Here is a 25,327-nt window from a genome sequence, read left to right as displayed (position 1 = left end):
GATCCTCGAAAAATCATTGGGCGCAGTGGCGAAAGGCGGCACCACCAATCTGGTGGACGTCTACGAATATGCCATGCCGGTGACAAAAAAAGGTTTTGTCTACATGGATACGCCCGGCTACGACCCGGTCTCGGCGACCGGCCAGGTCGCGGGCGGCGCCAACCTCATCTGCTTCACCACCGGCCGCGGCTCGGCCTACGGCTGCGCCCCCGCGCCGTCGCTCAAGCTCTCGACCAACACCGCGCTCTGGCAGAAGCAGGAAGACGACATCGACATCAACTGCGGCGACGTCATCGACGGCGGCACGAGCATCGACGAGATGGGCGAGCGGATCTTCCGGCTCATGCTCGAGACCGCGTCGGGCAGGAAGACCAAGAGCGAGATCCACGGCTACGGCCAGAACGAGTTCGTGCCCTGGGCGCTCGGCGCGGTGATGTGACGAAGATGGCCTGCGTCGGGCGCAGGGCGGGGCCGGGCTGAAGGGTTGAACGGCCGAAGGGGCTGAGCTGACCCCAGCCTGAAGTGGACGACCTCCGGGCACTGCACGAGGTCGCGGTCCTGTACTCGGTTCTGCGGCTTCGCCGCGCGCGCCTGGGCTTCGCCTGGGTCGTTTTGCCGCGTTCGGCAAGCGTCCGGCCGGCTTCCTGCGTTCGATCTGACCCGGCCCCGGGTTGACCTTCCGCAAGGTCGCACGCCGCCTCGCTTCCTAACATCGAGATATCGCCAATCCATCTTTGGCCTCTCGTCCAGCCAGGAGCGACACAGTGGCCCGACTCTTCATCCTTCGCCTCCTCGCCGCGATGGCCGCCTCCATCGCATTCGCCGGCATTGCCGGCGCCGCCGCCCCGAACGCGACCCGGAGCGCGGGCGATTTCGGGCCACCGCAAGGTGCGCCGGTCCGCGCCGTGCTCACCTCGCCGCCGAACGTGCCGCCGCCGACGAACCGCAAGGCCCCGGCCAAGGTCATCGTCGAGCTCGAGGTCGTCGAGAAGGACATGGCTATCTCCGAAGGAGTGTCATACACCTTCTGGACCTTCGGCGGCACGGTGCCGGGCAGTTTCATCCGCGTGCGCCAGGGCGACACGGTCGAGTTCCACCTCAAGAACCACCCCAGCAGCAAGATGCCGCACAACATCGACCTGCACGGTGTCACCGGCCCCGGTGGCGGCGCTGCTTCAAGCTTCACCGCGCCCGGCCATGAGTCGCAGTTCACCTTCAAGGCCTTGAACGAAGGCATTTACGTTTACCACTGCGCCACTGCGCCGGTGGGCATGCACGTGGCCAACGGCATGTATGGGCTGATCCTGGTCGAGCCGCCTAACGGGCTGCCCAAGGTCGACCACGAGTACTACGTGATGCAGGGCGACTTCTACACCACCGGCAAATACCGCGAAAAGGGCCAGCAGCCCTTCGACATGGAAAAAGCCATCGACGAGCGCCCGACCTATGTGCTTTTCAACGGCGCCGAAGGTGCACTCACCGGCGACAAGGCCCTCGCCGCCAAAACCGGCGAAACCGTGCGCCTGTACGTGGGCAACGGCGGGCCCAACCTGGTGTCGAGCTTCCACGTGATCGGCGCCATCTTCGACGAGGTGCGCTACGAGGGCGGCAGCAATGTGCAGAAGAACGTGCAGACCACGCTGATCCCGGCGGGCGGCGCGGCGGTGGTCAAGTTCACGACCAAGGTGCCCGGCAGCTATGTGTTGGTCGACCACTCCATCTTCCGCGCCTTCAACAAGGGCGCGCTGGCCATCATGAAAGTGAGCGGCCCCGAAGACAAGAGCATCTACTCCGGCAAGGAACTCGACTCTGTGTACCTCGGCGACCGCTCTCAGCCCAACATGGCCGCGGTGACCACGGCCACGCGCAACGCCGCCACCGGCGTGCTGTCGGTGCAAGACCAGGTGCAGGCCGGCCAGGCGCTCTTTGCCGGCACCTGCTCGGTGTGCCACCAGGCCAATGGTGCAGGCTTGGCGGGTGTGTTCCCGCCGCTCGCGAAGTCAGATTACTTCGCGGCCGACCCCAAGCGCGCCGCCAGCGTGGTGCTGCATGGCCTCAGCGGCAAGCTCACTGTCAACGGCAAAGAATACGACTCGGTAATGCCACCGATGAACCAGCTCAACGACGACGAGGTGGCCAACATCCTCACCTATGTGCTCAACAGCTGGGGCAACCCGGGTGGCCGCATCCTGACCGCCGAGGTCAAGGCCTTGCGTGCCGAGAAGCCGCCTGCCAAAGCGCCTGCGGCACACTGAGCTTCGCATGTGGGCATCGCGCGCACTGCTGTCGGCCAGCCTGATGGTCGGCTTACTGGCCAGTGCGCTGACAAGTGCGCTGGCGGTGTCGGCGGCTGACTACGTCAACGTGCCTGCGGGCACGCTCACCACCGTGCTGGCCAATGACGGCGACCGTGCGCCGGTGCCCGTGGCGCCGTTTGCGATGCGCGTCCTTCCGGTCACGCAAGCAGAGTTCAGCGGCTTCGTCGCCGCCAACCCGACGTGGCAGCGAGACCGTGTCGCGCGCACCTTTGCCGACAGCGGCTACTTGAGAGACTGGGTGTCACCCTCAGCCCCCGCCCGCGAAGCCTCATCACAGCCGGTGACGGCCGTGAGCTGGTTCGCCGCGCAAGCCTTTTGCGAAAACGAAGGCGCCCGCCTGCCGACCTGGCAGGAGTGGGAATACGCCGCGGCAGCCGACGCGACGCGTGCCGATGCACGCAGCGACCCAGCCTGGCGAGCCGGCATCCTGGCCTGGTACGCCAAGCCTGCCTATGCAACGCCTGCGCTGGTGGGCGGCGCGGCCAACCTCTACGGCGTGCGCGACCTGCATGGCCTCATCTGGGAATGGGTGGACGACTTCAATGCCCTGCTCGTCAGCCCCGACAGCCGCGCTGGTGACGACCCCGACAAGCTGAAGTTTTGCGGCGCCGGCGCCCTCAGCCTGCAAGACCGCGAGAACTACGCCGTGCTGATGCGCATTGCGCTGCTCTCTTCTCTCAACGCATCAGACAGCACCAGCAGCCTGGGGTTTCGCTGCGTGCGCGACTACCCTTAGGAACGCCACGTGAAAAAACATCTTCGGCATGCCTTGCCTGCCTTTCTCATCGCCGTAGCGGCGCTATGTGCCGGCATCGCGCAAGCAGCGCAGCCCGCCCCGCAAGCCGGCACAGCCGCAATCCCAGCCGACTCGATCTATCAGCTGCCCTTGATGCTGACCGATCAAGACGGCCGCGGCTTCCCACTGGCCGAGCATCGCGGCAAACCGCTGCTCGTCAGCATGTTCTACACCTCTTGCCAGTTCGTCTGCCCAATGTTGATCGATGCGCTGCGCAGCAACGAGGCGCAGCTGAGTGCGCAGGAGCGCGCGCAGCTCTCGGTGTTGCTGGTGAGCTTCGACCCTGCACACGACAGCGTGGCCGTGCTCAAGCGCACGGCCGGCGAGCGCAGCCTAGACCCTGCCCATTGGTCGCTAGCCCGCACCGATGCCAAGAGCGTGCGCAAGCTGGCGGCGGTGCTGGGCATCCAGTACCGGCAGTTGGCCAATGGCGACTTCAACCACAGCGCCCCCATCGTGCTGATCGACAGCGAAGGCCGCATCGCAGCCAAGACCGCCAAGCTCGGTGATGCAGACCCCGAGTTCGTCAAGAAGTTGAAGGATGTCGTGGGGCAGGTTCGCTAGGAAGCTATCTCGCACTTGCTTGATCCGCGTCAACTCGCATTTGGCCGGTGATTCCTAGCATAGGTGCATTCGAAATACACCTTTACACCCACCACCGCTCCTCCACTACTGGAAACTTCCATGAACAACACCCAAAGGCTGTGGCGATGGCTAGGCCTCATCTTCGTCTTGTCGTTCGGCGCGCTCGGCTACCTCGGGTGGCAAATACACCTGAGCGCGCCGCCGATTCCCAAGACCGTGGTCGCACGTGATGGCAGCGTGCTGTTCACCGGCGAGCAGATCCAGGCCGGCCAGCGAGCCTGGCTCGCAAGCGGTGGCCAACAGCTGGGCACCGTCTGGGGCCATGGCAGCTATGTGGCACCCGACTGGTCTGCTGATTGGCTGCACCGCGAGGCGACGGCCCTGCAGGCCCTGCGCCGCACACAGACCCAGCCGCTGACGCCAGCCGATCACGCGGCACTCGACATCACGTTGAAAGACGAGATGCGTCGCAACACCTATGACGAGCTGAGTGGCAACGTCACCGTGTCTGACGACCGCGCCGCAGCGATCCGCGAGGTCGCCAGCCACTACATCGCCTTGTATGGCAGTGACCCGGCGCTGGCCAAGCTGCGCGAGCAGTACGCCATGTCCGACGGCGTCTTGCCGGGCGCCGCCGACCGTGCCGCGCTGGCCGCGTTCTTCTTCTGGACGTCTTGGGCCGCCGTCACCGACCGCCCCGGCGAGACCGATCTTTCGTACACCAGCAACTGGCCCCACGAGCCGCTGGTGGGCAACACCATGACCGGCTCGGCCGCCATGTGGTCGATGGTCAGCATCGTGCTGCTCATCGCCGGCATCGCCGCCATGCTGTGGTTTCACGGCTCGCAAGAGCACCAGGCCCCGCCGGTTCTGGCCAAGGCTGACCCCTTGTTGGGGGCCGCCGCCACGCCGTCGATGAAGGCCACGCGCAAGTACTTCTTCGCCGTCATCGGGCTCATCTTGCTGCAGATCGGCATGGGGGCCATCACCGCCCACTACGCGGTCGAAGGCCAGGCCTTCTTCGGCATTCCGCTCGGCGACGTGCTGCCCTATGTGGTGAGCCGCACCGTGCACACGCAGGTGGGCATCTTCTGGATCGCCACCGCCTGGCTGGCCACTGGCCTGTACATTGCGCCGCTGCTGTCGGGCCATGAGCCCAAGCTGCAAAAGCTCGGCGTCGACGTGCTGTTCTGGGCGCTGATCTTCATCGTCGTCGGCTCTACCGCGACCGGCTGGCTGGGCACGCTGCAGCATCGCGGCGTCGACTTCAGCTTCTGGATCGGCAACCAGGGCCTAGAGTTCACCAGCATGGGCCGGGTGTGGCAGATCCTGCTGTTCGTGGGCCTGTTGTTCTGGCTCTTGCTGTTGGGCCGTGCGCTCTGGCCGGCACTCATGAAGCCGTCTGAAACGCGTGGGCTCATCGCCATGGTCTTCCTGTCGGCAGCCTGCATCGGTGGCTTTTACTCCAGCTCTCTCGTCTGGGGCCAGCACACCCACTACTCGATGATCGAGTACTGGCGCTGGTGGCTGGTGCACCTGTGGGTCGAAGGCTTCTTCGAGGTGTTTGCCACCGCCGTGGTCGCGCTCATCTTCACCCGCCTGGGGTTGATCCATGCGACCAGCGCCAACCGCGCCATCGTCGCCGAGACCATCGTCTTCCTGTTCGGCGGCATCCTCGGTACCTTGCACCACCTGTACTTCACCGGCACACCCACTTCGGTAATCGCCGTGGGCTCGGTGTTCTCGGCGCTCGAGGTCGTGCCGCTTACCCTGATCGGGCTGGAGGCACTGCAAACCTATCGTCGCTCGCAAGCCGCACCGTGGCTCGCCGCCTACAAGTGGCCGATCATGTGCTTCGTGGCCGTGGGTTTCTGGAACACCGTGGGCGCCGGCGTGCTGGGCTTCGCCATCAACCCGCCTGCCTCGCTCTACTACGTGCAAGGCTTGAACATGACGGCCGCCCACGGGCACGCCGCACTGTTCGGGGTGTACGGCATGCTGGGCATAGGCCTCATGCTGTTCTGCCTGCGTGGCCTGTATGACCGCGCCCTGCATTCAGACAAGCTGTTGAAGCCGGCCTTCTGGAGCCTGAACATTGGCCTGGCCATGATGGTGTTCCTGTCGGTGCTGCCTGCCGGCATCTACCAAGCCTGGGCCAGTGTGAACAAGGGTCTGTGGTACGCGCGCTCGCCGGAGATCATTCACTCGGGCGTGATGGAAACGTTGGTGTGGCTGCGCGTGCCGGGCGACATCGTGTTTGCGAGCGGTGCGCTGTTGCTGAGCTGGTATGCCTTGCGCCTGCTGCGCAAGCCGGTCACCCACCGCGTTCCTACCGGCAGGGCGGCTGTGGTGCGCCCATGAAGCTGACCAGCTTCACCGACTTCAGCCTGAGGGTGTTGATCTACCTTGCCGCTGATGTTGGCCGCCGCGCCACCATCGCCGAGATTGCAGCGGCCTTCGATGTGTCGGTGAACCACCTCACCAAGGTGGTTCATTTCCTCGGCAAGCGGGGCTGGCTCGCCAATGTGCGCGGCAAGGGGGGTGGGCTCGGCCTGGCCCTCGAGCCCGAGCGCATCGTCGTCGGCCACGTGGTGCGCGCCACCGAGGGCAGCGCGATGCCCGCCGAATGCTTCGGCACCGCACCGCACCACTGCAGCATTGCGGGCATCTGCCGCCTGCGCTCGGTGTTGCGCGAGGCCGTAGAGGCTTTTTATGCCGTGCTCGACGGCTACACCCTGGCCGACCTGACGCGCAACAAGTCTTCCCTGGCACGGGTGCTACACATCACGCCGATCAGCGCCTGAGCATGCAAGCAGCGTCTCAGCCTTGCGCCCTTCCTCGCTACACGTGCAGCGGGCCGCAGGATCTTCAAGCCACCGTGCTGGCAGCGTTGACGCGGGTCGTAGACCCTGAACTCGCCCTGTCCATCGTTGACGTGGGGCTGATCTACAGCGTGGCCCTCACGGCCGACAAGATCACCGTGCAGATGACCATGACCTCGCCCGCCTGCCCCGTGGCCGACGTGATACTCGAAGAGGTCGAAACCGAGCTCGACCGCGTGCTGCCCGCGGCGATGGCGATCGAGATCGAACTGTGCTGGGAGCCCGCCTGGGAGCCCAGCCGCATGAGCGAGAGCGCCAAGCGCTTCATGCAATGGTGAGTGCGCCCCACGCGCGGCCCCTGCGCACGAGCGCACGGCGCCACGCTTCGGCCGCGCCGGTGTTCAAGGTGGTGATGCTGGTACTGGCCGCCGAATGCCTGCTCGCGGCCGTGGCCGGGGGGCTGCTGCGTGCTGGTTTGGCGCCGGTTCGCCTCGCCACCAGCGAGACCTTGGGGCATGCAGCAGCGGCACATGCGGCGCTGATGATGTCGGGCTTTCTGGGCACGGTGATCAGTATCGAGCGCGCGGTGGCGATCCGCCTGCGCTCGGCCTTCGCTGCACCTTGCGCTTCCGCGCTCGGCGCGTTGCTCATACTGCTCGGCCACACGGCGGCGGGCGCCTGGCTGTCGGTCTTGGCTGCATTCATCTTTGTCGGCGTGAACGTGGCGGTGCTGCTGCGGCACACGGCGGCGCACACCGTGCTGATGCTGGTGGGAGCGCTCGCGTGGTGGGTGGGCAACCTCATGCTGGCCGCGGGCCTGGGAGTCGACGCCGCCTTGCCATGGTGGTTCGCCTTCCTCGTGCTGACCATCGCTGCCGAGCGGCTGGAGATGACGCGGCTGATGCGGCATCGCCCGATGGCGCAGGGCAGCCTGCTGCTGGCGCTGTCGGCCTTGCTCATGGGCGCCGCACTGTCTGCCCACGATTCGGCTGCGGGCGGCGTGCTCTACGGCGGTGCACTCACCGCATTGGCCATCTGGCTCTGCGTGTTCGACATTGCATGGCGCACGGTGAGAGCGCAGGGCTTGCCGCGCTACATGGCCATCTGCCTGCTCAGCGGCTACGCCTGGCTCGCTGTAGCAGGCATCGCATGGATGGGCATGGCCGTGGGCTGCCCGGGTCGCGACATGGCTTTGCACGCGCTGGGCCTGGGCTTCGTGCTCAGCATGGTGATGGGGCATTCGCCGGTCATCCTGCCCGCCGTGGCGCGCGTCAAGCTGGTGTTCGGCGCGTGGTTCTATGCGCCCCTGGCGCTGCTTCACGCCTCGCTGGCCTTGCGTTTGTTGGGCGGGTTCTCCAACCCCACATTGCGCGCGGCAGGTGCGGCCTGGAACGCCGTTTCCTTGGCAGTCTTCGTGCTCGTCGTGATCGGCTCTGCGATCGTATGGCGCATGCGGCCCGACACATCTTCAACCGGCCGCACCCAATGACCCCGATCATCCCGATCATTCCCATCGAAGAGCCGCCCGCGCCTCACCCGACCCAGCGGTTCGCGCTCTGGGAGCTTGGGTTCCGCCCGTTTTACTTGCTCGCCAGCGTGTTCGCCGCCACCTCGGTGGCGCTGTGGGCCGCGCAGTTTGCCGGCTGGATCACGCACCCCTATCTCAGCTGGCCGTTGTGGCACGCCCACGAGATGCTGTTCGGCTTCACCCTCGCCGTGATCGTCGGCTTTCTGTTCACCGCCGGGCGAAACTGGTCGAATCGCCCCACGCCCACAGGCTGGCCGCTGGCCGCATTGGCGGGCCTTTGGGTGGCAGGCCGCGTGCTGGTGCTGACGCCCTTCGCCTGGCCCGCTGCCGTGGTCAACGCGGCGTTTCCCCTTGCCGCGGCGGTGGCGCTGGCCATTCCCTTCTGGGCTGCACGCAATCACCGCAACTACTTCTTCGTGAGCCTCTTGTTGATGATGAGCATGGCCGAGTTCGGCGTTCACCTGGCGCAGCTGGGCGTGGTCGCCGTGCCGCCCTGGTTGGGCATGCAGCTGGCGCTCGACATGGTGCTCTTCATCATGGCCGTGATGGGTGGCCGCGTGATCCCCATGTTCACCAACAACGGCGTGCCGGGTGCAGGCGCCACGCGCGACGAGCGCATCGAGAAGGCCGCGCTGGCCAGCCTGCTCCTGCTGTGGGTCGTCGACCTGCTGCCCCACCCTGCCGCGCTTGAGATCGTGGTGGCCTTCATCTGCGCAGCGCTCCACCTCTGGCGGTGGTTGCTCTGGCGCCCTTGGAAGACCCTGAGCGCGCCGCTGGTGTGGGTGTTGCACGCCGCTTATGCCTGGATCCCGCTGCATCTGGCGCTGCGCGGCATGGGCGCGCTCGGGTGGGTGCTGCCGTCACTGGCAACCCATGCGCTGACGGCGGGCGCCATCGGCGGCATGGTGATCGGCATGATGACGCGCACCGCGCGCGGCCACACCGGTCGGCCACTGCAGGCCGACCGCTTCGATGTGGCCTGCTACCTGCTCATTCTTGCGGCTGGCGTGGTGCGCGTGCTGCTGCCGTTGGCCTGGCCCGCGCAATACCGCAACGCGGTGATGGGTTCGGCCTTTCTCTGGTCGGCCGGCTTCGGGCTCTACGCGCTGCGCTACTGGCCCGTGTTGAGCATGTCCCGGCTCGACGGCAAACCTGGCTGAGCGTTTCACACATGGACTACCTGGTCGTCAAGACGATTCACCAGAGCGCGGTGGCCTTGTCCTTCGCCGGCTTCTTCGCACGCGGCTGCGGCGCACTGGCGGGCGCCGCTTGGGTCGGCAGCAGAGCCGCCAAGACGCTGCCGCACATTGTCGACACCGTGTTGCTGGCCTCAGCCCTCGCACTCGCATGGGCACTGCAGCTCAACCCCTTGAGCCAACCCTGGCTGCTGGCCAAGATCGTCGCACTGGTGATCTATGTTGTGCTGGGGGCTCTGGCACTGCGGCCGGGGCGCAGCCTGAGGCTGCGTGCAATGGCCTGGTTTTGCGCACTGGCCACTTTTGGCTACATCGTGTCGGTGGCCATCAGCAAGAGCGCACTCGGGTTCGTGAGCTGGCTGGCCTGACCTGCACCGGCACACCCTCACGCTGGCGGCCGCTTTTCTTGCCGCTGCTGCAACTCATCGAGCGCGCGGCCTGTAGGCGTCGCACCAGCCTTTGCCCGCCACGAGCCGCCGCGGAAACAAGGTGCAGGCCGCCCAGGGCTCGGTGGGTTTGGCGAGGTAGAGGTCGCAGCCGGCGCAGGTCTCACCCACCGCGTACTTGGGGTAGCGCTTGTGATCGACAGTGGTCGCATCTTCCGCATAGCCGAGGTCGCGTGCCCTCTGTTCTTGTTCGTCGAGGTGCGGGTATTGCGCGAGGGCAGGTGGCGCCGCAAGCTCCGTAGCGCTTGCGAGGGGAAGCCACTGTATGAAGCGCCGGCGTGTCAACGCCGAGGTACGGGCTTCCATGGTGGCTATCCTTGCGGGCAGTGAGTGGGCATATGCCAGTGTCGTGTGCGGGCTGCGTGTGCGATGTGCGCCAGATCAAGAATTGAGCATCGAACCTCAGCCGCTCCATTGGCTGCGTTCGCACAACGAAACTTGGCTGAGGCAGGTCGCCCATCAAGTCGGCGTTTGACTTGCATCAAGCCCGCACGCGAGCGCTGACCGTAAGGTGCGGCGCATGCCCTTGCAAGCCCCCGTGAATGAGCCCATGGCCCGCGCCACCCGAGCGCAAGAGTTGCGCACCTTCCTGTTTCTGTCGGTGGTCTTGGCACCCGTACTGGCGGTGGTGACGGTCGCAGGCTATGGCTTTCTCGTCTGGATGGTTCAGATGATTTCCGGCCCACCCGGGAGCTGAGCATGGCTTGGCCCTTGCCTGATGCCATCAACTTCGGCGATGCCCCGTCGGCCGAGCTGCACATCGCAAGCCTGGTCGTGTACTCCACGCCCAAGCGCGCGCCGCGGGTCGCCACGGAGTTGTCGACGCTGCCCGGCGCGCAAGTCCATGCGGTGTCGGCCGCCGGCAAGCTGGTGGTGACGCTGGAGGCGCGCAGCGCCGAACAGATGATCGCCACCATCCACCAGATCCAGCGTGCCGAAGGCGTTCTTTCGGCCGCGCTGGTGTACCAATGCGCCGATTCACTGGCCTCCATGAACGAGGAAATTCCCGATGCCGATCGCTAGACGCGACTTCATTAGGCAAACGGCCGCGGCAACCGCAGCCGCCGTGGCGGGCGTGCCCCTCGCCCATGCGGCGGCGGGCAGCGCTGAAGACTCCAAACTGAAATGGTCGAAGGCACCCTGCCGCTTCTGCGGCACCGGCTGCGGCGTGACGGTGGCCGTGAAAGACAACCGCGTGGTGGCCACCCACGGCGATGTGCAAGCCGAGGTCAACAAGGGCCTGAACTGCGTCAAGGGCTATTTTTTGTCGAAGATCATGTACGGCGAAGACCGCTTGACCCATCCGCTGCTGCGCATGAAGAACGGGCAGTACGCCAAAGACGGCGAGTTCCAGCAGGTGTCGTGGGACAAGGCCTTCGACGTGATGGCCGAGCAATTCAAACGCGTGCTGAGAGACAAGGGCCCTACCGCGGTGGGCATGTTTGGCTCGGGCCAGTGGACGATCTGGGAAGGCTACGCCGCGCTCAAGCTGATGAAGGCGGGCTTTCGCTCCAACAACCTCGACCCCAATGCACGCCACTGCATGGCCTCGGCCGCAGTGGGCTTCATGCGCACCTTTGGCATGGACGAGCCCATGGGCTGCTATGACGACATCGAGGCCGCCGACGCCTTCGTGCTGTGGGGCTCGAACATGGCCGAGATGCACCCCATTCTGTGGACGCGGGTGACCGACCGGCGCCTGAGCGGCAAAGATGTGAAAGTGGCGGTGCTCTCGACCTTCGAGCACCGCTCCTACGAGCTGGCCGACATCGAGCTCACCTTCACGCCGCAGACAGACCTCGCCATCCTCAACTACATCGCCCACTACATCATCAGCACCGGGCGAGTGAACCGCGACTTCGTTGAGAAGCACACCTCGTTTCGCTTGGGCAATGCCGACATCGGCTACGGCCTGCGCCCCGAACACCCGCTGCAGAAGGCCGCCAAGAACGCCAAGGACGCGGGCGGCTCCAAGCCCATGAGCTTCGATGAGTTCGCCAAGTTTGTTTCCACCTACGACCTGGAATACACCGCCAAGCTGAGCGGTGTGCCCAAGAACCGGCTCGAAGCATTGGCCGAGTTGTATGCCGACCCCAAGGTGAAGGTGATGTCGTTCTGGACCATGGGCTTCAACCAGCACACGCGCGGCGTCTGGTGCAACAACATGGTCTACAACATTCACCTGCTCACCGGCAAGATCGCAACGCCCGGCAGCAGCCCGTTCTCGCTCACGGGCCAGCCCTCGGCTTGCGGCACGGCGCGCGAGGTGGGCACTTTTGCAAATAGGCTGCCCGCCGACATGGTGGTGACCAACCCCCAGCACCGCGCCCGCGCCGAAGAGATATGGAAGCTGCCCGACGGCACCATTCCCGGCACGCCGGGCTACCACGCCGTGCTGCAAAACCGCATGCTCAAGGACGGCAAGCTCAACGCCTACTGGGTGATGGTCAACAACAACATACAGGCCGGCGCCAACCTCATGCAAGAGGGCTACCCGGGCTACCGCAACCCCGACAACTTCGTGGTGGTGTCTGACGCCTACCCGACGGTCACGGCCATTGCGGCCGACCTGATCCTGCCGGCGGCGATGTGGGTGGAGAAGGAAGGTGCGTATGGCAATGCCGAGCGCCGCACGCACTTCTGGCACCAGCTCGTCACGCCGCCCGGCGAGTCGCGCTCCGACCTTTGGCAGCTGATGGAGTTTTCCAAGCGCTTCAAGATGGAAGAAGTGTGGCCCCCCGAGCTGCTGGCCAAGAAGCCGGAGTACCGCGGCAAGACGATGTACCAGGTGCTGTTCGAGAACGGGCAGGTCAACAGGTTTCCGCCTTCCGAGGTGGAAGCTGGCTACGACAACGCTGAGGCCAAGGCCTTCGGTTTCTATGCGCAAAAAGGCTTGTTCGAGGAGTACGCGAGCTTCGGCCGCGGCCACGGCCACGACTTGGCGCCCTTCGACACCTACCACCAGGTGCGCGGCCTGCGCTGGCCGGTGGTCAACGGCCGCGAAACGCGCTGGCGCTACAAGGAAGGCAGCGACCCCTATGTCAAAGCCGGCACGGGCTACCAGTTCTACGGCCACCCCGATGGCAAGGCACTCATCTTCGCCCTGCCCTACGAGCCCGCAGCCGAGTCGCCCGACAAGGACTACCCCTTCTGGCTGTCGACCGGCCGCGTGCTGGAACACTGGCACTCGGGCTCGATGACGCGGCGAGTGCCCGAGCTGCACAAGGCCATGCCGCATGCGGTCTGCTACATGCACCCCGACGATGCCCAAGCGCTGGGTGTGCGCCGCGGTGTGGAGATCGAGATCGCCTCGCGCCGCGGCAGCATGCGCACCCGGGTGGAGACACGTGGGCGCAACAAGCCGCCACGCGGGCTGGTCTTTGTACCGTGGTTCGACGCGAGCCAGCTCATCAACAAGCTGACCCTCGACGCCACCGACCCGATCTCGTTCCAGACCGACTTCAAGAAGTGCGCCGTGAAGATCACCAAGGCATGAGGCAGCGAGGAGCTCCCCACATGAACCTCCGTCACACCCTGCTGGCTCTGTTGCTGTTGGCATCGGCGGCTATTGCTGCACCGCCCGCAGTGCAAGACGCCATGCGCGGGCCGGTGCCCATCACCGAAATGACCAAGCCGCCCCTGCTCACCAACGCGGTGAACGACGACGTGCGCCGCACCCGCAGCTACGCCATGCAGCCGCCCACCATCCCGCATCGGGTCGACGGCTACCAGGTCGACAAGAACTTCAACAAGTGCCTGGACTGCCATGCGCGCGCGAAGAGCGAGTTCACCCAGGCCATTCCCGTGAGCGACACGCACTACATCGACCGCAGTAGCACTGTGCTGGCCCAGATTTCCACTCGCCGCTACTTCTGCATGCAATGCCACGTGACGCAAGAGCCTGTGGGTGCGCTGGTGCCCAACACCTTCGAAGACGTCGACACCGTGATTCGCAAGGCGGCGGCGGTGCCCACCAAGAAGTAGAAAAAAGGCAACGGCATGCTTGAGTTCATCAAACGGTACTGGCGCATCCTCTCGCGCCCCAGTGTGCACTTCAGCCTGGGCTTCCTCACGATTGCGGGGTTCGTCGGCGGAGTGGTGTTCTGGGGTGGCTTCAATACTGCAATGGAGGCCACCAACACCGAGGCCTTTTGCACCGGCTGCCACGAGATGCGCGACAACGTGTACGCCGAGCTCAAGAGCACCATTCACTACACCAACCGCTCGGGCGTGCGGGCGGTGTGCTCCAACTGCCACGTGCCACACAACTGGACCGACAAGATTGCCCGCAAGATGCAGGCATCGAAAGAGGTGTGGGGCACTGTCTTTGCCACCATCGACACACCAGAGAAGTTTCAGGCCAAGCGGCTGGAGCTGGCCCAGCACGAGTGGGCGCGCTTCAAAGCCAACGACTCGCTGGAGTGCCGCAACTGCCACAACTATGAGTACATGGACTTCACGCGGCAAAGCCTGCGAGCCCAAAACATGCACTCCACCTACCTTGCCAACAAAGAGAAGACCTGCATCGATTGCCACAAGGGCATTGCGCACAGGCTGCCGCACATCCCTGCCGGCGAGGCGCCGACGGACACGCCAGGGCAGCAGGTGCCTCAACCCAAGCCCTGACACACGGGTCGCAGTTTGATCTGTCGCAAGGTACTGCCCGGCCAGCGGTGAGACGCTTGGGGAACACCGGAGGCATCCATGAAACCCATCACCCTGCGGATCATTCGTGACGAGCACTCGGCGCTGCGCGCCATGGTGCGGTCCATCCCGATGCTGCTGTCTCACCACCGAGCCCGCGGCACCCTGCCCGACTTCGAGGCCCTGCGCGCGATGATGTTCTACATCGACGAGTTCCCAGAGAAGCAGCATCACCGCAAGGAGTCGGACATCCTGTTCCCGAAGCTGCGGGCGCGTACGCCGCAACACCGCGAGCTGCTGGATCACCTGGATGCCGACCACGCCCTTGGTGAGCGCAACATACGCGAGCTGGAGCACGCCTTGCTGGCCTTCGAGATGCTGGGCGACATCCGACGCGAATCGTTCGAGCAGGCCATGACGGGCTACCGCGACTTCTACCTTACCCACATGGCGCTGGAGGAGCATGAAGTTTTCCCTTTGGCCGAGCGCCTGCTGACCGAGGAAGACTGGCAAGACCTGGACGATGCTTTCCAGGCCAACCGCGACCCGCTGACAGGCCACGAACCTGACACCGACTATCGGGCCCTGTTCACCCGCATCGTCAACCTGGTGCCAGCACCTATTGGACTGGGCTACGCAGCGTGAACCTGCGCAACGTGATGGTTCATGTGGACGGCGATGCCCGCTGCCGCATGCGCGCACGCGTGGCCGTCAAGCTGGCCGAGGCGCACGGAGCGCGCATCATCGGCGTGGCCGCCACGGGCCGGCAGAACCCATCGACCTTCATGTCGGCCGCGCACCAGCAGATTGAAGACGCGCGGCAGTCTCACGACCGTTCAGTCGACCAGACACACGGGTGGACAGAGCTCTTCAAGCATTGGTGCGAGGCAGAAAAATGCCTCAACCCGGTTGAAGCTGCTGCCTACGATGGAGAGGCCGCCACGGTGCTGGCTTACCGCGCTCACGGCGCCGACCTGTGCATCGTCAGCCAGGCCCACGCGCGTGGGGAGGCAGAGTTCGTGGAGAGCGTGCTGCTGCACAGCGCGCGCCCGACCTTGGTGCTTCCCGAGGCTGTGCCCCTAGATCACTTGGGGCGCATCGTGCTTCTCGCCTGGGACGACAGCCGAAGCGTGGCCTGTGCCGCGGCCGACGCGTTGCCCATGCTGACACGCGCCAAGGTCGTGCACCTGTGCACGTGGTATCGGCACGGCGAGGTGGAGCCGCACGCGCTTCATCAGCGGCTCAGCGACGTCGGCAAGTGGCTGGCGTCTCACGGCGTGCACTGCGAGATCCACACCGATGCTGCGCAAGCGAACATTGGCAACACCATCCTCCAGACCGCACAGACGCTTGCGGCCGATCTGCTGGTGATGGGCAGCTACGGGCATTCGCGCTGGAGCGAGCGTCTGCTGGGAGGTGTAACCCGCACTGTGCTGAGTCAGGCCCATGTGCCGGTGTTGATGTCACGCTGAACTGCCAGACTGCATGGATTTCGAACCCACCGCCACCAGCGCCGAGCTTGCCCAACGCGTGCAGCGCTTCATCGACGACCTGGTGCTGCCGAGCTACAGCGAATGGCACCGCTACGCCGACGCGGGCGTGTACCCACTGGATTTGATCGAGCCCCTGAAAACGCAGGCCCGCGATCTGGGTTTGTGGAATCTCTTCTTGCCCAGCCTGCGTGCCGACCAGCCCGGCACGCGCCTGAGCAACGTCGACTACGCGCCGTTGTGCGAGATCATGGGGCGCGTGCCGTGGTCAGCCGAGGTCTTCAACTGCAACGCCCCCGACAGCGGCAACATCGAGCTGCTGCAACTGTTTGCCACGCCCTTGCAGCGCGAGCGTTGGCTGAACCCCTTGCTCGCGGGCGAGATGCGGTCATGCTTTGCGATGAGTGAACCCGATGTCGCTTCGTCCGACGCCACCAACATCGAGACGCGGATCGATCGCGACGGCGACGACTATGTCGTGAACGGCCGCAAGTGGTTCATCACTGGTGCGGCGCACCCGCTGTGCCGGGTGGTGCTGGTGATGGGGCGCCATGACGGCAGTGACTCGAGCACGGCGCACGGCAGGCATTCCATCCTGATGGTGCCGATGGACACACCCGGGCTTCGCATCGAGCGCAACATCCCGGTGATGGATCACCAAGCCCTGGAAGGCCACTGCGAGCTGGTGTTTCGGGACGTCCGTGTGCCTTCGGTCTTCATGCTTGGAGACCAGGGACGCGGCTTCAGCCTGGCGCAAGCACGGTTGGGGCCGGGCCGCGTACACCATTGCATGCGCAGCATCGGCCAGTGCGAGCTGGCGCTTGAGTTGATGTGCGAACGGGCGCTTGAGCGGCGGGCCTTCGGTGCCCGCGTGGCTGATTTCGCCAACGTGCAGGACTGGATCGCCCTGTCCCGCCTGGAGATCGACCAAGCTCGGCTGCTGGTGTTGCACGCCGCATGGCGCATGGACCGCGAAGGAAACCCGGCCGCGCGAACCGAGGTGGCGGGCATCAAGCTCGTGACCGCGCGACTGCAGACCACGGTGCTCGACCGCGCGATGCAGGTGTTTGGCGCCATGGGCCTGACACCGGACACGCCCCTCGCCCGTCTGTGGAGCTGGGGCCGGGCGATGCGCTTCTTTGACGGGCCTGACGAGGTGCACCTGCGAACGGTGGCGCGAAGTGAACTGAGCCGTGCCAAGAAACGGCATGGCGCCAATGCCGCTCACCTCAGGCGCTGGATGCCACCGGCTGCTGAGCGCGTCTGATGCGGCTTGATGCGGGGTGAGCCGACTCACATCGAGCGACCGTCAAACTGCGTGACCGGGATTGCCTGCAGGTCTATGCCCTCGACGCAGCGGATGTTGATGGCCGCGATCGCCTCGCCTGATGGTGCCGTGCCGTCGCCGTAGGCATGAATACCGCAGTGGGTGCAGAAGCGGTGCTTGATCACATGCTTGTTGAACAGATAGGTGCTCATGTTTCCTTCGGGCGTGAGCAGCTGCATGGCGCTGCGCGGCACAAACCACATCAGCGTTCCTTTGCGCTGGCACATGGAGCAGTTGCAAGCCATGGCCGAGTTGAGGTCACCTTCTGCTTCGAATTTCACGCGGCCACAGTGGCAGCTTCCTTGGTATTTCATGTCAGGCGCCCTGTGGGTTGAGGTGAAGAAAACCTTCGAGCTGGTCGAGCATGGGCGCCCAGCCGCGCTCGTGGTTGATGCGGGCCTGTTCGTCGAAGAATCGGTCGTGCACAAAGCTGAGCTCGGTGCCGTCGGCGGTGGGTGTGAGGTTGATGCTGACGCGTGACACCCGCTCCGGTGTGCTCTTGAATGCCCAGGAGAACACCAGCCGACGCAAGGGCACCACTTCTTGGTAGACCCCCGAGACCTCGTGTGACTCGCCATGCGCCTCGCCAGCCGGCCCGTTGAACGCGATGCGGTAATGGCCACCCACGCGCAGGTCGAACTCGGCTGCGGTGACCGAGCCGGATTTGCCAACGCCGAACCACTGTCTCAGCGCTTGCGGGTCGGTCCACGCGCGCCAGACTTTTTCGGGCGCGACACGGAAGTGGCGCCTGAGGCTGAGCTGGGCTTGCTCGCCTTGCGGGGTGGGTTGTTGGGTTCTTTCCATGGCGTGAGTTCCTCTTGGTGGTAGAGATAGCGGCCGAGCGCATCGAGCTGCTCGTTCCAGAAACGTTCGTAGCGAGAGATCCACATCGCTGCCTCCTGCAGGGGTGAGGCATCGAGCTGGCAGCGCACCACGCGCCCTTCTTTCGAGCGCGCAATGAGCCCGGCAGCTTCGAGCACCGCCAAGTGCTTCATGAAGCCCGGCAGCGACATGTCGTGTGGGTGGGCCAGCTCGGAGACTGAGAAGGCGCCGCCGTCCAGCTGGGCCAGCACGCCGCGTCGTGTTGAATCAGACAGCGCCGCAAACACGAGATCGAGTTGGTGTTCTATATTGTTAACCATAAGGTTTAGTATTGGCGATGACGATGGCCTTGTCAAGCCTGCTCGATGAACACCCGCTCGGCCAGCGAGCAGCCGCAAAAAAGCCCCCATCAGTCGAAACCGAAGGGGGCCTTCCAAGGCAAACGGCGAACCGTTTGCCACACCTCACTCACGTCACGAAATCAATCGCGATCGAGCGTGCCGTTGCCATCACGGTCCACGCCTATGCGCGTGCCGTTGCCCGGGGGCACGCAGGTGAAAGTCACGGGCGATCCCGCCGAAGCGGTTTGGGTGATGAGTGCGGCTTGCGTGACAGCCGATTCGCTCGCCTTGTCAGGCACGAAGTTGCCAGCGCTGTTCAGCACCCAGCCCTTGGCAATGCCGCCCACCACCGACTTCGCGACGAGTTCGCACTCAGGAACCGGGCTCGTCACTTTGGCGCGTGCTACCAGCAGGTTTACGCGGGCCGTCACGTCTGACTGCGACGCGTTTGCTGACGTGACGGTCACCTGTTGACCCACGATCGGGTTCATCTCAGCCGGCGCCACCATGACGTATTGCTCCAGCTGCTGGCGTTGGGTGGCCGAGAGTGCCGCGAACACGTTTTCGCTCAAGAACTGGATCATCGTGCCGAACTTGCCCGCGTTGGCAATGCCAAAGCCGCGCACCTGGTCGCCCACGTTTGCGGTGCCAGCCACCTGCGAGTTGTTGCCGAACATGCCCACCTTTTGGTAGATGTTGCGCAGGTGAGGGATCTTGAAGTCTTGGTCGATCTGGGCGCCTTCGATGGACATGGTGCCGTCAGTGCCGAACTTGCCGCGGGTCGGATCGATCAGGTGGCAACCATTGCAAGTGGTGACCTGGTCCGAGGTGACTGTGTTGTAGACATTCTTGCCAGCCGCCTGAGTGGTGGTGAGCGAGTTGTCCAGGTTCGCGATCGGGTTCGGTGGGTACTTGATCTCGAGCACGAAGTTGGTGAACGCAGCCATTTCGGTGTCGGTCAACGGCTGGTCGCGGCCCAGCAGGCCGGTGAAGGCCACGATGAAGTCCTGGAACGATTGCTGTTCGAGCGTTTCACCGGCACTGCGGCTTTGGCCGGTGCGGTCGCCGCGCCAATGCATAGGGCCGTTGCCCACCATGCCACGGAAGCTTTGCGTGGTCATCGGCCCCTTCATCGGATGGAAGTTGGCTTTTCGACCAAAGGCGGGCACGTTGCTGTTGTAGGTGTTGGGGCTGCTCACGCGGCTCTCGCTTGGGTTGCCCAGGTCCCAGGCCAGGTGGTCCACGTCACCAAAGATGTGGCAGCCTGAGCACGACGAGTCGCCGCGGCTCGAAGTGAGAACCGCGTCGTACAGGAACTTGCGGCCGCTTTGCACCACAGCGGGTTCAGGATTGAACATCTTCACGTGGCCGGTTTCAGTAAAGCTAGTGGTGTTGACCACCGAGACCCCGTTGTCTGCGCGCGTGGTCACGAACGCCAGGTTGCGCGTCGAGTCGAGCACCACACCGGTGGGCAAGCCGCCTGTGAGCGTGATGTGGTTGTTGGCCGAAGGCGTGAAGCTGTTGGCTTCGAGCTGCGAGGTGCTGATGCGGCCCAGCTTGTTGGAGCCCATGGCTGCCACATACATCGTGGCGCCGTCGGGGCTGATGGCCATCTCGAGCGGCGTGGCAAGGCTGGCTGCTTTCTCGGCCGCAGTGCCCGCGGCCTGGTCATAGCTCGCGATGTGCTTGTTCAGGTGACGGGGCAGCACATTGGAGCCATCGATCACCGTGATGCGGCTTTCGACGAAGTGGCCGCGCACGGTGGTCGAGCGGGTGCCCGGGCCTTCGAAACGCACGATGTTGCGGGCGTCCTGGTTGCTCACGTAGACCTTGCCCGATGACGGGTTGACCGCCAGGTTGAACAGCGTGGTGCCCACGCCCGATGTGCGACCGGTCACGGTGGGCGCAGAGCCCGAGGTGTCGATGGTGAAGACGTCGTAGTCGGGCAGGTTGAGCTTGACGCGGCTGGTCCAGTCAGAGCCTGCCACATTGCGCGTCGGGTCACCGTTGTCCATCCAGCGACCGGCAGCGTTCTTCTGCACGATCAACGTGGTTTTAGGCGCAGCGTTGCCATTGGCGTCGGTGGTGGGCGACGGCAGGGTGAGCCCGCCGTTGCCCAGGTCTTCGTTCAGCACCGTGGTCTTGTTGCCGGAGTTGAACACCGCGGCGTACACGCGGGTGCCTGCGGCGTTTTTGGCCAGGCCGCGCAGCGTGTCGCCGAACATGTTCAAGCGCGTGAGGGGGGCGCCGCCGAGCTTGGTGCCCGGGTTGGCCGCGTCGTACACCCAGACGTCGGCACGGCCGACGCCGGCGGTGGTCAGCTGCGGGTCGAAGCCGGTGTTCTGCCCGCGGTGTGCTGCAGTGATGAACGCCCACTTGTTGCCCGCACCGGCAAACAAGATGTCGCGCGGCTCATCGCCCACCAGCAGTGTGTTGACCACACGCGCTGGCGAGGTCGAGACGTCGACGATGCTCACACTGTCCGACAGGTGGTTGACCACCCACAGCTGGTTGTCGTTGGCCAAGGCCAAGGCCACGGGCTCCAGGCCTACCGGGATCGACTCGCTCAGCACCGGCACGCCCGATTGCGTGTTGTAGACCTCGACGCGGTTGTCCGGTGTGTTGACGACGTACAAGCGCAGGCCGTTGCTGGACAGGGCCATCGGCCGCACGTGGCCGCTCTCGAAGGTAGTGAACTTGCCAATGGCAGGGCGTGGTGCGCCCCCACCACCGCCGCCGCCGCCAGGCGTGCCTTCGAGCGCCACGGTGTTGACCGTGTAGCTTTCGGTTGCGCTGTTGGCGCTGACGCGGAAACGCACGCGCAGCGTCGTGATGCCAGCTGCTGCTGTGGGCAGGTCGAAGCTCACTCGGCTTGATGCGGTTGCGCGGGTCGACTCGAGCGCGGCGTAGGTGGTGCCGTCGGTCGAATATTCGGCAATGCCGGCCTCCCCGATGTCGAGCCCGACGGTGACGCGGTCATAGCTGAGCTTGATGCCCGTGTAGTTCACGGTGCTGATGGGGGGCGAGGTGATGGCGCCGTCGGTGCTCAACAGCGCGGCAGTCAGCTTGGCGCCGGCGGTGCCCGTGCTCACCGAGCCAGCCGCAGTGAACGGGCCCAGTCCGCTGGAAAAGTTTTGCTGAAGGATGACGTCGGCATGGGCACTGCCGGCGAATGCACCAAGGCCAATGCCAAGGGCGAACAGGGATGCACGGAACCGCCTGCAGGCGGCCCCAGAGGGGGGGTAGAACATGATGTCTCCTCGCTGTCGAGCAACGTTGTATGTGGCTCATTGCCTGCATGGAAGCGCAGGCAACAAGGCGCGTGATCCTCTCGTGGCAACCCTGAGGGCACTCAGATGAATAGCATGCGCGTGCAAATTGTGTCTATTAGGAGGCGTGTTGAACAGGCGCCTTACTGGGATATTTATGAATGGAAAGTGAATACTCTCCCTTCGCACCTGGAAGCGGTACCCCTTGCCGACCCACAACGAGCCCGCTGCCTGAAATGTCTTCAGGGTAAACATGCACAAGGGTGCAAAAAGGTTTGACTTGCCGAGCGAATTGACCTTCGTCGAGCGTGGGCCGCATGAACTCTTTGGAACAATCCAAACAGCCTGACTCTGGGGCGAGGAGCAAGGCCTGCTGCAGCCAGCGCGTCGAGGTTGTCGCCGGCCGCAACGCACAATGCGGCTGATCCACCTGCTGATGGCCTGCGAAGCCGCCGTGCCAGAGCAGCAGGTGCCTATCGACCGATTCGATCCATGTTGCCTTGCGGTCCTTCGCAGGCAATTGCCCTGTACACAAACCGAGAGATGACCATGACCAGCCCGATGTACACACACTCCCTTCCCGTCTTCAAGCAAATGCTGACGGCCTTGAAAGCCATATTGGCGCAGGTCGAAGCGCAGGTTGCGGCCAAGTCGATGGAGCCTGATGCGTATCTGCAAGCGCGCCTCTTTCCAGACATGTTCCCGCTGGTCAAGCAGGTGCAGATTGCCGCCGATTTTTCACGCGGTATCTCGGCACGGCTCGCCGGTGTTGATGTTCCGGCCTATGAAGGAGGCGAGAAGAGCTTTGCCGATCTCGACGCGCTCTTGACCCAGACCCTGGCCTTTCTGGACAGCCTGAGCGCTTCGCAATTCGATGGCAGCGAAAGCAAGGAAATCGTGTTGCGCCCCGGTACGCCGAAAGAAAAGAAGTTGAGCGGTCAGGCCTATCTGGCGAACTATGGCTCACCGCAGTTCTTCTTTCACGTCACCACGGCCTTCGCCATCCTGCGCCACAACGGGGTGGCCATCGGCAAGCGCGATTACATGGGTGCGTACTAGGCAACTGCTTGCGCCCATGGCCATTGCCACACGCCCCAGCGCCTCTGCGCGACCCAGGGAACTGCAACTGTCGGCAGCCGCGTGGAGGCAGTCAAACCCAGCGTTGTGCCGACCGTTTCATGCGGACGCGACATCCAGGCCACTCACGAGCCCTGGAACGGTGGCCTTCAGATATCGAGCGAACTCCTCCAGGTGAGTGGCCCGAGGCCCTGATCGAGGCCACAGGGCTTCGAAAGAGATCCGAACTTTCTCGCCCGACTTTGCTGCGATGTAAAAGCATGCGTGATCGCTACGCGTCATCTTCGAACGCGGAATGATTGCGGCACCGATCCCGAGATGTGCCCACTCTTCAAGCACTTGGTAGCTCATTGCCTCGCCCGAGTACGCAAGCAATTGGCGCCGATGCTTTCGGAACAGATCGCGCGTCGCGCGTGCCAGGCCACATGCGTCGGGAACCATGACGAAGGTTTCGGCTGCGATCTCTGCAAACGACACGGTGTCGCTTCGAGGGCCAGAGGATGTCCGCGCGCTTCTTGGCAAATACAGCAGCGGTTCGCTGTACAGAGGTGCGCAGAGCCAAGGCTTTCGGTGGATACCCGCTACCCCTAGGACGAAGTCGAGGAGGCCTTCATCCAGCATTCTGTAGAGGTCCTGCATGTTCATCTCTCGAAAGATGACATCGACATCCGGATGCTTCGATCGGAAGGCTTCGGTGATCAGCGAGACCAGTTGAGGCCGGATCAGTGGCGACGTTCCGATGCGCACCAGGCGCTTGCCTGGGTTGAGAAACGACTTGGTCTGGCGCTCCAACGTTTGCTGAGCGCGCAAGACCTCGCCGACGTAGGGCATGACATAGGTACCGAACTGCGTCAGCGAGACTTTTCGAGTGGTTCGCAAGAAGAGCCGCTCGCCGAGCTCTGCCTCGAGCTGCGCAATGCCGTTCGAGAGCGTCGGCTGGGTCACACAGCACTCTGAGGCCGCGGCTGTGAACGAGCCGTGAGATCCCACAGCGGCAGCGAATCGAAGCTGGGTCAGATTCATTGATTGATTCACACAGTGAATGTATCGGATGCGAAAAGCAAATTTTACTATGGGTCGCCGCGCCTCTACTCTCTGTCCATGGGCTCGTATCCGCGGGCCCAACTTCAACGAAACCCGAGGAGATTTGCAATGGTTTATCTAGAGGTCAGCATGGTTGTGGCAGCCAACGATCGACCTGCTGCGGCAGCGGTCTACGCCAAGTTCAAGGCGCCGTTTCTCGCACAAGCGCGGGGTGCCAAGTCCAAGGAGCTGCTGATTCGCGACGAGGACGTGCAGGTTTTGCACGGTTTCGACACCGTCGATAACGCGAAGTCATACCTGTCGAGCAAGCTTTTCAACGACGACGTCGTGGGCGAGCTGAAACCGCTGCTGACAAGCGCGCCGGACGTTCGCGTCTACGAGACAGTGTGACGTTCGCCTAGTTCACAGAGGACATCAACATGATCAAGCCAAATCGCGTTCTTCTCGCTGGTCTGCTCGCGACCTTACTCTCTGCCCCGGTGCTCGCGCATGCGGAAAAGGCATACCTTGAAATCACCTTGAAGATCGATCCTGCTGACCGCGCCGCCGCTGGTGCTGTCTACGCAAAATACAAGTTGCCCTTTCTCAACACCATTCGTGGAGCCCAGTCGAAGGAGCTCTTGATGCGCGATGACGACGTTCAGGTACTCCACGGATTCGCAACCCTCAAGCAGGCGCAAGCCTATTTGACCAGCGACCTGTTTACGCATGATGTGGTCACGGAACTCAAGCCCTTGCTCAAGGCCGCGCCCGAAGTTCGCATCTACACGACGGAATAGATCCGGCCTCTCAAGAGAACCGGCTCGCCGCTCAATGTCACCCACCCTGCCCTGGATTCTCTTCATGCTTGGGGTTGGCCACGTCCTTTATGGGTGTGTCAAGCCGCCGCAGTTGGCGATGGCCATCTCGTTCGGTTGGTGGGTGCCTATCTCTTCCCGGTATCGGCAGTCGGCGCGGGCGCCATTCCGAAATCACCATTCCTCGTTGGCTTGGCAATCTCCCTTCTGTTGCTCGCCTTAGGCTTCGGCTACTTATAGCTATTCGTCGTATTGAGATCATCCAGGACATCACAACGTGACAACCAGTCTCTCCAATCCAGAGGGCGTGCACGCGCCACTCGGCCTTTACAGTCACACGGTTTCTGTGCCGGGCGGCACAGAACTCATATTCATTTCGGGACAGCTCGGCGTTCGCCCCGATGGCTCAACGCCAGCCACGATGGCGGAGCAAGCGGATCAAGTCTTCGCAAATATCATCACTCTGCTGAGGTCGCACGGTTTGGAAGCCACTGACATCATCAAGCTGACCACCTTCATGGTTGCCGGGCACGACGGACAGGCGGTACGAAACGCAAGGATCAAGCATCTCGGCTCACATCGGCCAGCTTCTACGGCGGTCTACGTTTCGCAGTTGGTTGATCCAGCTTGGTTTGTTGAGGTTGATGCTGTTGCCGCCAAGCTCCCTGCCACCTTGGCACAAAGCACCAAGTCGGCAACCTGACCTGTACCAGCACGTCGCTATGCAGAAAGAGTCCACAGGCCGCTCACTTCACGAAATCGCGCGGGCTCGGCCTGAAGCCTCCCACTAGAATCGACCGTATGAGTTTGTCCCGCGCAATCCGC

General features: G+C 63.9%; 27 protein-coding genes and 1 pseudogene. 22 read left to right on the top strand and 6 right to left on the bottom strand.

Annotated elements, in window-relative coordinates; translation table 11 throughout:
- The 10 genes and pseudogenes from AC30QB_RS06375 to AC30QB_RS06330 form a co-directional block, all read left to right on the top strand.
- Positions 1-439: pseudogene (locus tag AC30QB_RS06375) on the top strand (altronate dehydratase); the annotation flags it as partial.
- A 361-nt stretch (positions 440-800) separates the two neighbouring features.
- Positions 801-2,255, top strand: a complete 1,455-nt coding sequence (gene nirK, locus AC30QB_RS06370; RefSeq protein WP_489545353.1) for a copper-containing nitrite reductase — start codon at positions 801-803, stop codon at positions 2,253-2,255.
- A 7-nt stretch (positions 2,256-2,262) separates the two neighbouring features.
- Positions 2,263-3,054, top strand: coding sequence for a formylglycine-generating enzyme family protein (locus tag AC30QB_RS06365; RefSeq protein ID WP_489545348.1), 792 nt, complete (start codon positions 2,263-2,265; stop codon positions 3,052-3,054).
- 9 nt (positions 3,055-3,063) lie between these two features.
- Positions 3,064-3,678 carry an SCO family protein gene (locus AC30QB_RS06360; RefSeq protein WP_489545347.1) on the top strand — a complete coding sequence of 205 codons (615 nt, stop codon included), beginning with the start codon at positions 3,064-3,066 and terminating at the stop codon, positions 3,676-3,678.
- Between the two features lie 120 nt (positions 3,679-3,798).
- Positions 3,799-6,060: a nitric-oxide reductase large subunit gene (locus AC30QB_RS06355; RefSeq protein ID WP_489545346.1), complete on the top strand. Its 2,262-nt coding sequence runs from the start codon at positions 3,799-3,801 to the stop codon at positions 6,058-6,060.
- Complete coding sequence (locus AC30QB_RS06350; RefSeq protein WP_489545345.1) at positions 6,057-6,503, top strand: Rrf2 family transcriptional regulator; 447 nt, start codon at positions 6,057-6,059, stop codon at positions 6,501-6,503. The genes AC30QB_RS06355 and AC30QB_RS06350 overlap by 4 nt, the downstream gene beginning before the upstream one ends.
- A 2-nt stretch (positions 6,504-6,505) precedes the next feature.
- Positions 6,506-6,859, top strand: coding sequence for a metal-sulfur cluster assembly factor (locus tag AC30QB_RS06345; protein WP_489545344.1), 354 nt, complete (start codon positions 6,506-6,508; stop codon positions 6,857-6,859).
- Positions 6,853-8,010 (top strand): DUF8744 domain-containing protein, encoded by a 1,158-nt coding sequence (locus tag AC30QB_RS06340; protein WP_489545343.1) that lies wholly within the window; start codon positions 6,853-6,855, stop codon positions 8,008-8,010. The genes AC30QB_RS06345 and AC30QB_RS06340 overlap by 7 nt, the downstream gene beginning before the upstream one ends.
- Positions 8,007-9,209 carry an NnrS family protein gene (locus tag AC30QB_RS06335; protein ID WP_489545342.1) on the top strand — a complete coding sequence of 401 codons (1,203 nt, stop codon included), beginning with the start codon at positions 8,007-8,009 and terminating at the stop codon, positions 9,207-9,209. The genes AC30QB_RS06340 and AC30QB_RS06335 overlap by 4 nt, the downstream gene beginning before the upstream one ends.
- Positions 9,210-9,220: 11 nt before the next feature.
- A complete protein-coding gene (locus AC30QB_RS06330; protein WP_489545341.1) occupies positions 9,221-9,613 on the top strand; it encodes a SirB2 family protein in 393 nt (130 codons plus the stop codon).
- Between the two features lie 54 nt (positions 9,614-9,667).
- On the opposite strand, the gene AC30QB_RS06325 is transcribed toward AC30QB_RS06330, so the two are convergent.
- Positions 9,668-9,997, bottom strand: coding sequence for a high-potential iron-sulfur protein (locus AC30QB_RS06325; protein WP_489545340.1), 330 nt, complete (start codon positions 9,995-9,997; stop codon positions 9,668-9,670).
- 244 nt (positions 9,998-10,241) lie between these two features.
- Between AC30QB_RS06325 and napE the strand changes: the two genes are divergently transcribed.
- The 8 genes from napE (at position 10,242) to AC30QB_RS06285 (ending at position 17,092) form a co-directional block, all read left to right on the top strand.
- Entirely contained in the window at positions 10,242-10,388 is a 147-nt protein-coding gene (gene napE, locus AC30QB_RS06320) for a periplasmic nitrate reductase, NapE protein (RefSeq protein WP_489545352.1), read from the top strand.
- A gap of 2 nt (positions 10,389-10,390) precedes the next feature.
- Positions 10,391-10,714, top strand: coding sequence for a chaperone NapD (locus AC30QB_RS06315; RefSeq protein ID WP_489545339.1), 324 nt, complete (start codon positions 10,391-10,393; stop codon positions 10,712-10,714).
- Positions 10,701-13,187, top strand: coding sequence for a periplasmic nitrate reductase subunit alpha (gene napA, locus AC30QB_RS06310; protein WP_489545338.1), 2,487 nt, complete (start codon positions 10,701-10,703; stop codon positions 13,185-13,187). Before AC30QB_RS06315 ends, napA begins: the two co-directional genes overlap by 14 nt.
- A gap of 20 nt (positions 13,188-13,207) precedes the next feature.
- Positions 13,208-13,675, top strand: coding sequence for a nitrate reductase cytochrome c-type subunit (locus tag AC30QB_RS06305; protein WP_489545337.1), 468 nt, complete (start codon positions 13,208-13,210; stop codon positions 13,673-13,675).
- A 15-nt stretch (positions 13,676-13,690) separates the two neighbouring features.
- Positions 13,691-14,317, top strand: a complete 627-nt coding sequence (locus AC30QB_RS06300) for a cytochrome c3 family protein (protein ID WP_489545336.1) — start codon at positions 13,691-13,693, stop codon at positions 14,315-14,317.
- 78 nt (positions 14,318-14,395) lie between these two features.
- Positions 14,396-14,980 carry a hemerythrin domain-containing protein gene (locus AC30QB_RS06295; protein ID WP_489545335.1) on the top strand — a complete coding sequence of 195 codons (585 nt, stop codon included), beginning with the start codon at positions 14,396-14,398 and terminating at the stop codon, positions 14,978-14,980.
- Positions 14,977-15,807, top strand: a complete 831-nt coding sequence (locus AC30QB_RS06290) for a universal stress protein (RefSeq protein ID WP_489545334.1) — start codon at positions 14,977-14,979, stop codon at positions 15,805-15,807. Before AC30QB_RS06295 ends, AC30QB_RS06290 begins: the two co-directional genes overlap by 4 nt.
- A gap of 13 nt (positions 15,808-15,820) precedes the next feature.
- Positions 15,821-17,092 carry an acyl-CoA dehydrogenase family protein gene (locus AC30QB_RS06285; RefSeq protein ID WP_489545333.1) on the top strand — a complete coding sequence of 424 codons (1,272 nt, stop codon included), beginning with the start codon at positions 15,821-15,823 and terminating at the stop codon, positions 17,090-17,092.
- A gap of 26 nt (positions 17,093-17,118) precedes the next feature.
- Here AC30QB_RS06285 and AC30QB_RS06280 read toward each other — a convergent pair whose 3' ends face one another.
- The 4 genes from AC30QB_RS06280 to AC30QB_RS06265 all read right to left on the bottom strand — a co-directional run bounded on the left by AC30QB_RS06280 (position 17,119) and on the right by AC30QB_RS06265 (position 21,566).
- Positions 17,119-17,466 carry a GFA family protein gene (locus tag AC30QB_RS06280; RefSeq protein ID WP_489545332.1) on the bottom strand — a complete coding sequence of 116 codons (348 nt, stop codon included), beginning with the start codon at positions 17,464-17,466 and terminating at the stop codon, positions 17,119-17,121.
- Position 17,467: 1 nt separating this feature from the next.
- Positions 17,468-17,956 carry an SRPBCC family protein gene (locus AC30QB_RS06275; RefSeq protein WP_489545331.1) on the bottom strand — a complete coding sequence of 163 codons (489 nt, stop codon included), beginning with the start codon at positions 17,954-17,956 and terminating at the stop codon, positions 17,468-17,470.
- Positions 17,839-18,294 (bottom strand): ArsR/SmtB family transcription factor, encoded by a 456-nt coding sequence (locus tag AC30QB_RS06270; protein WP_489545330.1) that lies wholly within the window; start codon positions 18,292-18,294, stop codon positions 17,839-17,841. The genes AC30QB_RS06275 and AC30QB_RS06270 overlap by 118 nt, the downstream gene beginning before the upstream one ends.
- Before the next feature lie 161 nt (positions 18,295-18,455).
- Complete coding sequence (locus AC30QB_RS06265; RefSeq protein ID WP_489545329.1) at positions 18,456-21,566, bottom strand: YncE family protein; 3,111 nt, start codon at positions 21,564-21,566, stop codon at positions 18,456-18,458.
- 567 nt (positions 21,567-22,133) lie between these two features.
- Between AC30QB_RS06265 and AC30QB_RS06260 the strand changes: the two genes are divergently transcribed.
- Complete coding sequence (locus AC30QB_RS06260; protein WP_489545328.1) at positions 22,134-22,643, top strand: DUF1993 domain-containing protein; 510 nt, start codon at positions 22,134-22,136, stop codon at positions 22,641-22,643.
- Positions 22,644-22,760: 117 nt separating this feature from the next.
- On the opposite strand, the gene AC30QB_RS06255 is transcribed toward AC30QB_RS06260, so the two are convergent.
- Positions 22,761-23,684: a LysR family transcriptional regulator gene (locus AC30QB_RS06255; RefSeq protein WP_489545327.1), complete on the bottom strand. Its 924-nt coding sequence runs from the start codon at positions 23,682-23,684 to the stop codon at positions 22,761-22,763.
- 129 nt (positions 23,685-23,813) lie between these two features.
- Between AC30QB_RS06255 and AC30QB_RS06250 the strand changes: the two genes are divergently transcribed.
- The 3 genes from AC30QB_RS06250 to AC30QB_RS06240 all read left to right on the top strand — a co-directional run bounded on the left by AC30QB_RS06250 (position 23,814) and on the right by AC30QB_RS06240 (position 25,205).
- Complete coding sequence (locus tag AC30QB_RS06250; RefSeq protein ID WP_489545326.1) at positions 23,814-24,095, top strand: hypothetical protein; 282 nt, start codon at positions 23,814-23,816, stop codon at positions 24,093-24,095.
- A gap of 89 nt (positions 24,096-24,184) precedes the next feature.
- Positions 24,185-24,484, top strand: coding sequence for a hypothetical protein (locus tag AC30QB_RS06245; protein ID WP_489545351.1), 300 nt, complete (start codon positions 24,185-24,187; stop codon positions 24,482-24,484).
- 295 nt (positions 24,485-24,779) lie between these two features.
- The gene (locus AC30QB_RS06240) at positions 24,780-25,205 is read left to right on the top strand and encodes a RidA family protein (protein ID WP_489545325.1); all 426 of its coding nucleotides are present in this window, start codon (positions 24,780-24,782) and stop codon (positions 25,203-25,205) included.
- Positions 25,206-25,327 lie beyond the last annotated feature (122 nt).

Source organism: Rhizobacter sp., from assembly GCF_046595475.1.
In the GTDB taxonomy this organism is placed as follows: Bacteria; Pseudomonadota; Gammaproteobacteria; order Burkholderiales; family Burkholderiaceae_C; genus Rhizobacter.
This window is presented reverse-complemented; position numbering and strand designations above follow the sequence as displayed.

Coding starts and splice junctions, on each gene's coding strand:
- AC30QB_RS06330 (WP_489545341.1), top strand. CDS start 9,221: ATGGACTACCTGGTCGTCAAGACGATTCACCAGAGCGCGGTGGCCTTG.
- napE (WP_489545352.1), top strand. CDS start 10,242: ATGGCCCGCGCCACCCGAGCGCAAGAGTTGCGCACCTTCCTGTTTCTG.
- AC30QB_RS06250 (WP_489545326.1), top strand. CDS start 23,814: ATGGTTTATCTAGAGGTCAGCATGGTTGTGGCAGCCAACGATCGACCT.
- AC30QB_RS06280 (WP_489545332.1), bottom strand. CDS start 17,466: ATGAAATACCAAGGAAGCTGCCACTGTGGCCGCGTGAAATTCGAAGCA.
- napA (WP_489545338.1), top strand. CDS start 10,701: ATGCCGATCGCTAGACGCGACTTCATTAGGCAAACGGCCGCGGCAACC.
- AC30QB_RS06350 (WP_489545345.1), top strand. CDS start 6,057: ATGAAGCTGACCAGCTTCACCGACTTCAGCCTGAGGGTGTTGATCTAC.
- AC30QB_RS06355 (WP_489545346.1), top strand. CDS start 3,799: ATGAACAACACCCAAAGGCTGTGGCGATGGCTAGGCCTCATCTTCGTC.
- AC30QB_RS06265 (WP_489545329.1), bottom strand. CDS start 21,566: ATGTTCTACCCCCCCTCTGGGGCCGCCTGCAGGCGGTTCCGTGCATCC.
- AC30QB_RS06270 (WP_489545330.1), bottom strand. CDS start 18,294: ATGGTTAACAATATAGAACACCAACTCGATCTCGTGTTTGCGGCGCTG.
- AC30QB_RS06300 (WP_489545336.1), top strand. CDS start 13,691: ATGCTTGAGTTCATCAAACGGTACTGGCGCATCCTCTCGCGCCCCAGT.
- AC30QB_RS06285 (WP_489545333.1), top strand. CDS start 15,821: ATGGATTTCGAACCCACCGCCACCAGCGCCGAGCTTGCCCAACGCGTG.
- AC30QB_RS06295 (WP_489545335.1), top strand. CDS start 14,396: ATGAAACCCATCACCCTGCGGATCATTCGTGACGAGCACTCGGCGCTG.
- AC30QB_RS06260 (WP_489545328.1), top strand. CDS start 22,134: ATGACCAGCCCGATGTACACACACTCCCTTCCCGTCTTCAAGCAAATG.
- AC30QB_RS06255 (WP_489545327.1), bottom strand. CDS start 23,684: ATGAATCTGACCCAGCTTCGATTCGCTGCCGCTGTGGGATCTCACGGC.
- AC30QB_RS06325 (WP_489545340.1), bottom strand. CDS start 9,997: ATGGAAGCCCGTACCTCGGCGTTGACACGCCGGCGCTTCATACAGTGG.
- AC30QB_RS06335 (WP_489545342.1), top strand. CDS start 8,007: ATGACCCCGATCATCCCGATCATTCCCATCGAAGAGCCGCCCGCGCCT.
- AC30QB_RS06315 (WP_489545339.1), top strand. CDS start 10,391: ATGGCTTGGCCCTTGCCTGATGCCATCAACTTCGGCGATGCCCCGTCG.
- AC30QB_RS06305 (WP_489545337.1), top strand. CDS start 13,208: ATGAACCTCCGTCACACCCTGCTGGCTCTGTTGCTGTTGGCATCGGCG.
- AC30QB_RS06345 (WP_489545344.1), top strand. CDS start 6,506: ATGCAAGCAGCGTCTCAGCCTTGCGCCCTTCCTCGCTACACGTGCAGC.
- AC30QB_RS06340 (WP_489545343.1), top strand. CDS start 6,853: ATGGTGAGTGCGCCCCACGCGCGGCCCCTGCGCACGAGCGCACGGCGC.
- nirK (WP_489545353.1), top strand. CDS start 801: ATGGCCGCCTCCATCGCATTCGCCGGCATTGCCGGCGCCGCCGCCCCG.
- AC30QB_RS06275 (WP_489545331.1), bottom strand. CDS start 17,956: ATGGAAAGAACCCAACAACCCACCCCGCAAGGCGAGCAAGCCCAGCTC.
- AC30QB_RS06365 (WP_489545348.1), top strand. CDS start 2,263: ATGTGGGCATCGCGCGCACTGCTGTCGGCCAGCCTGATGGTCGGCTTA.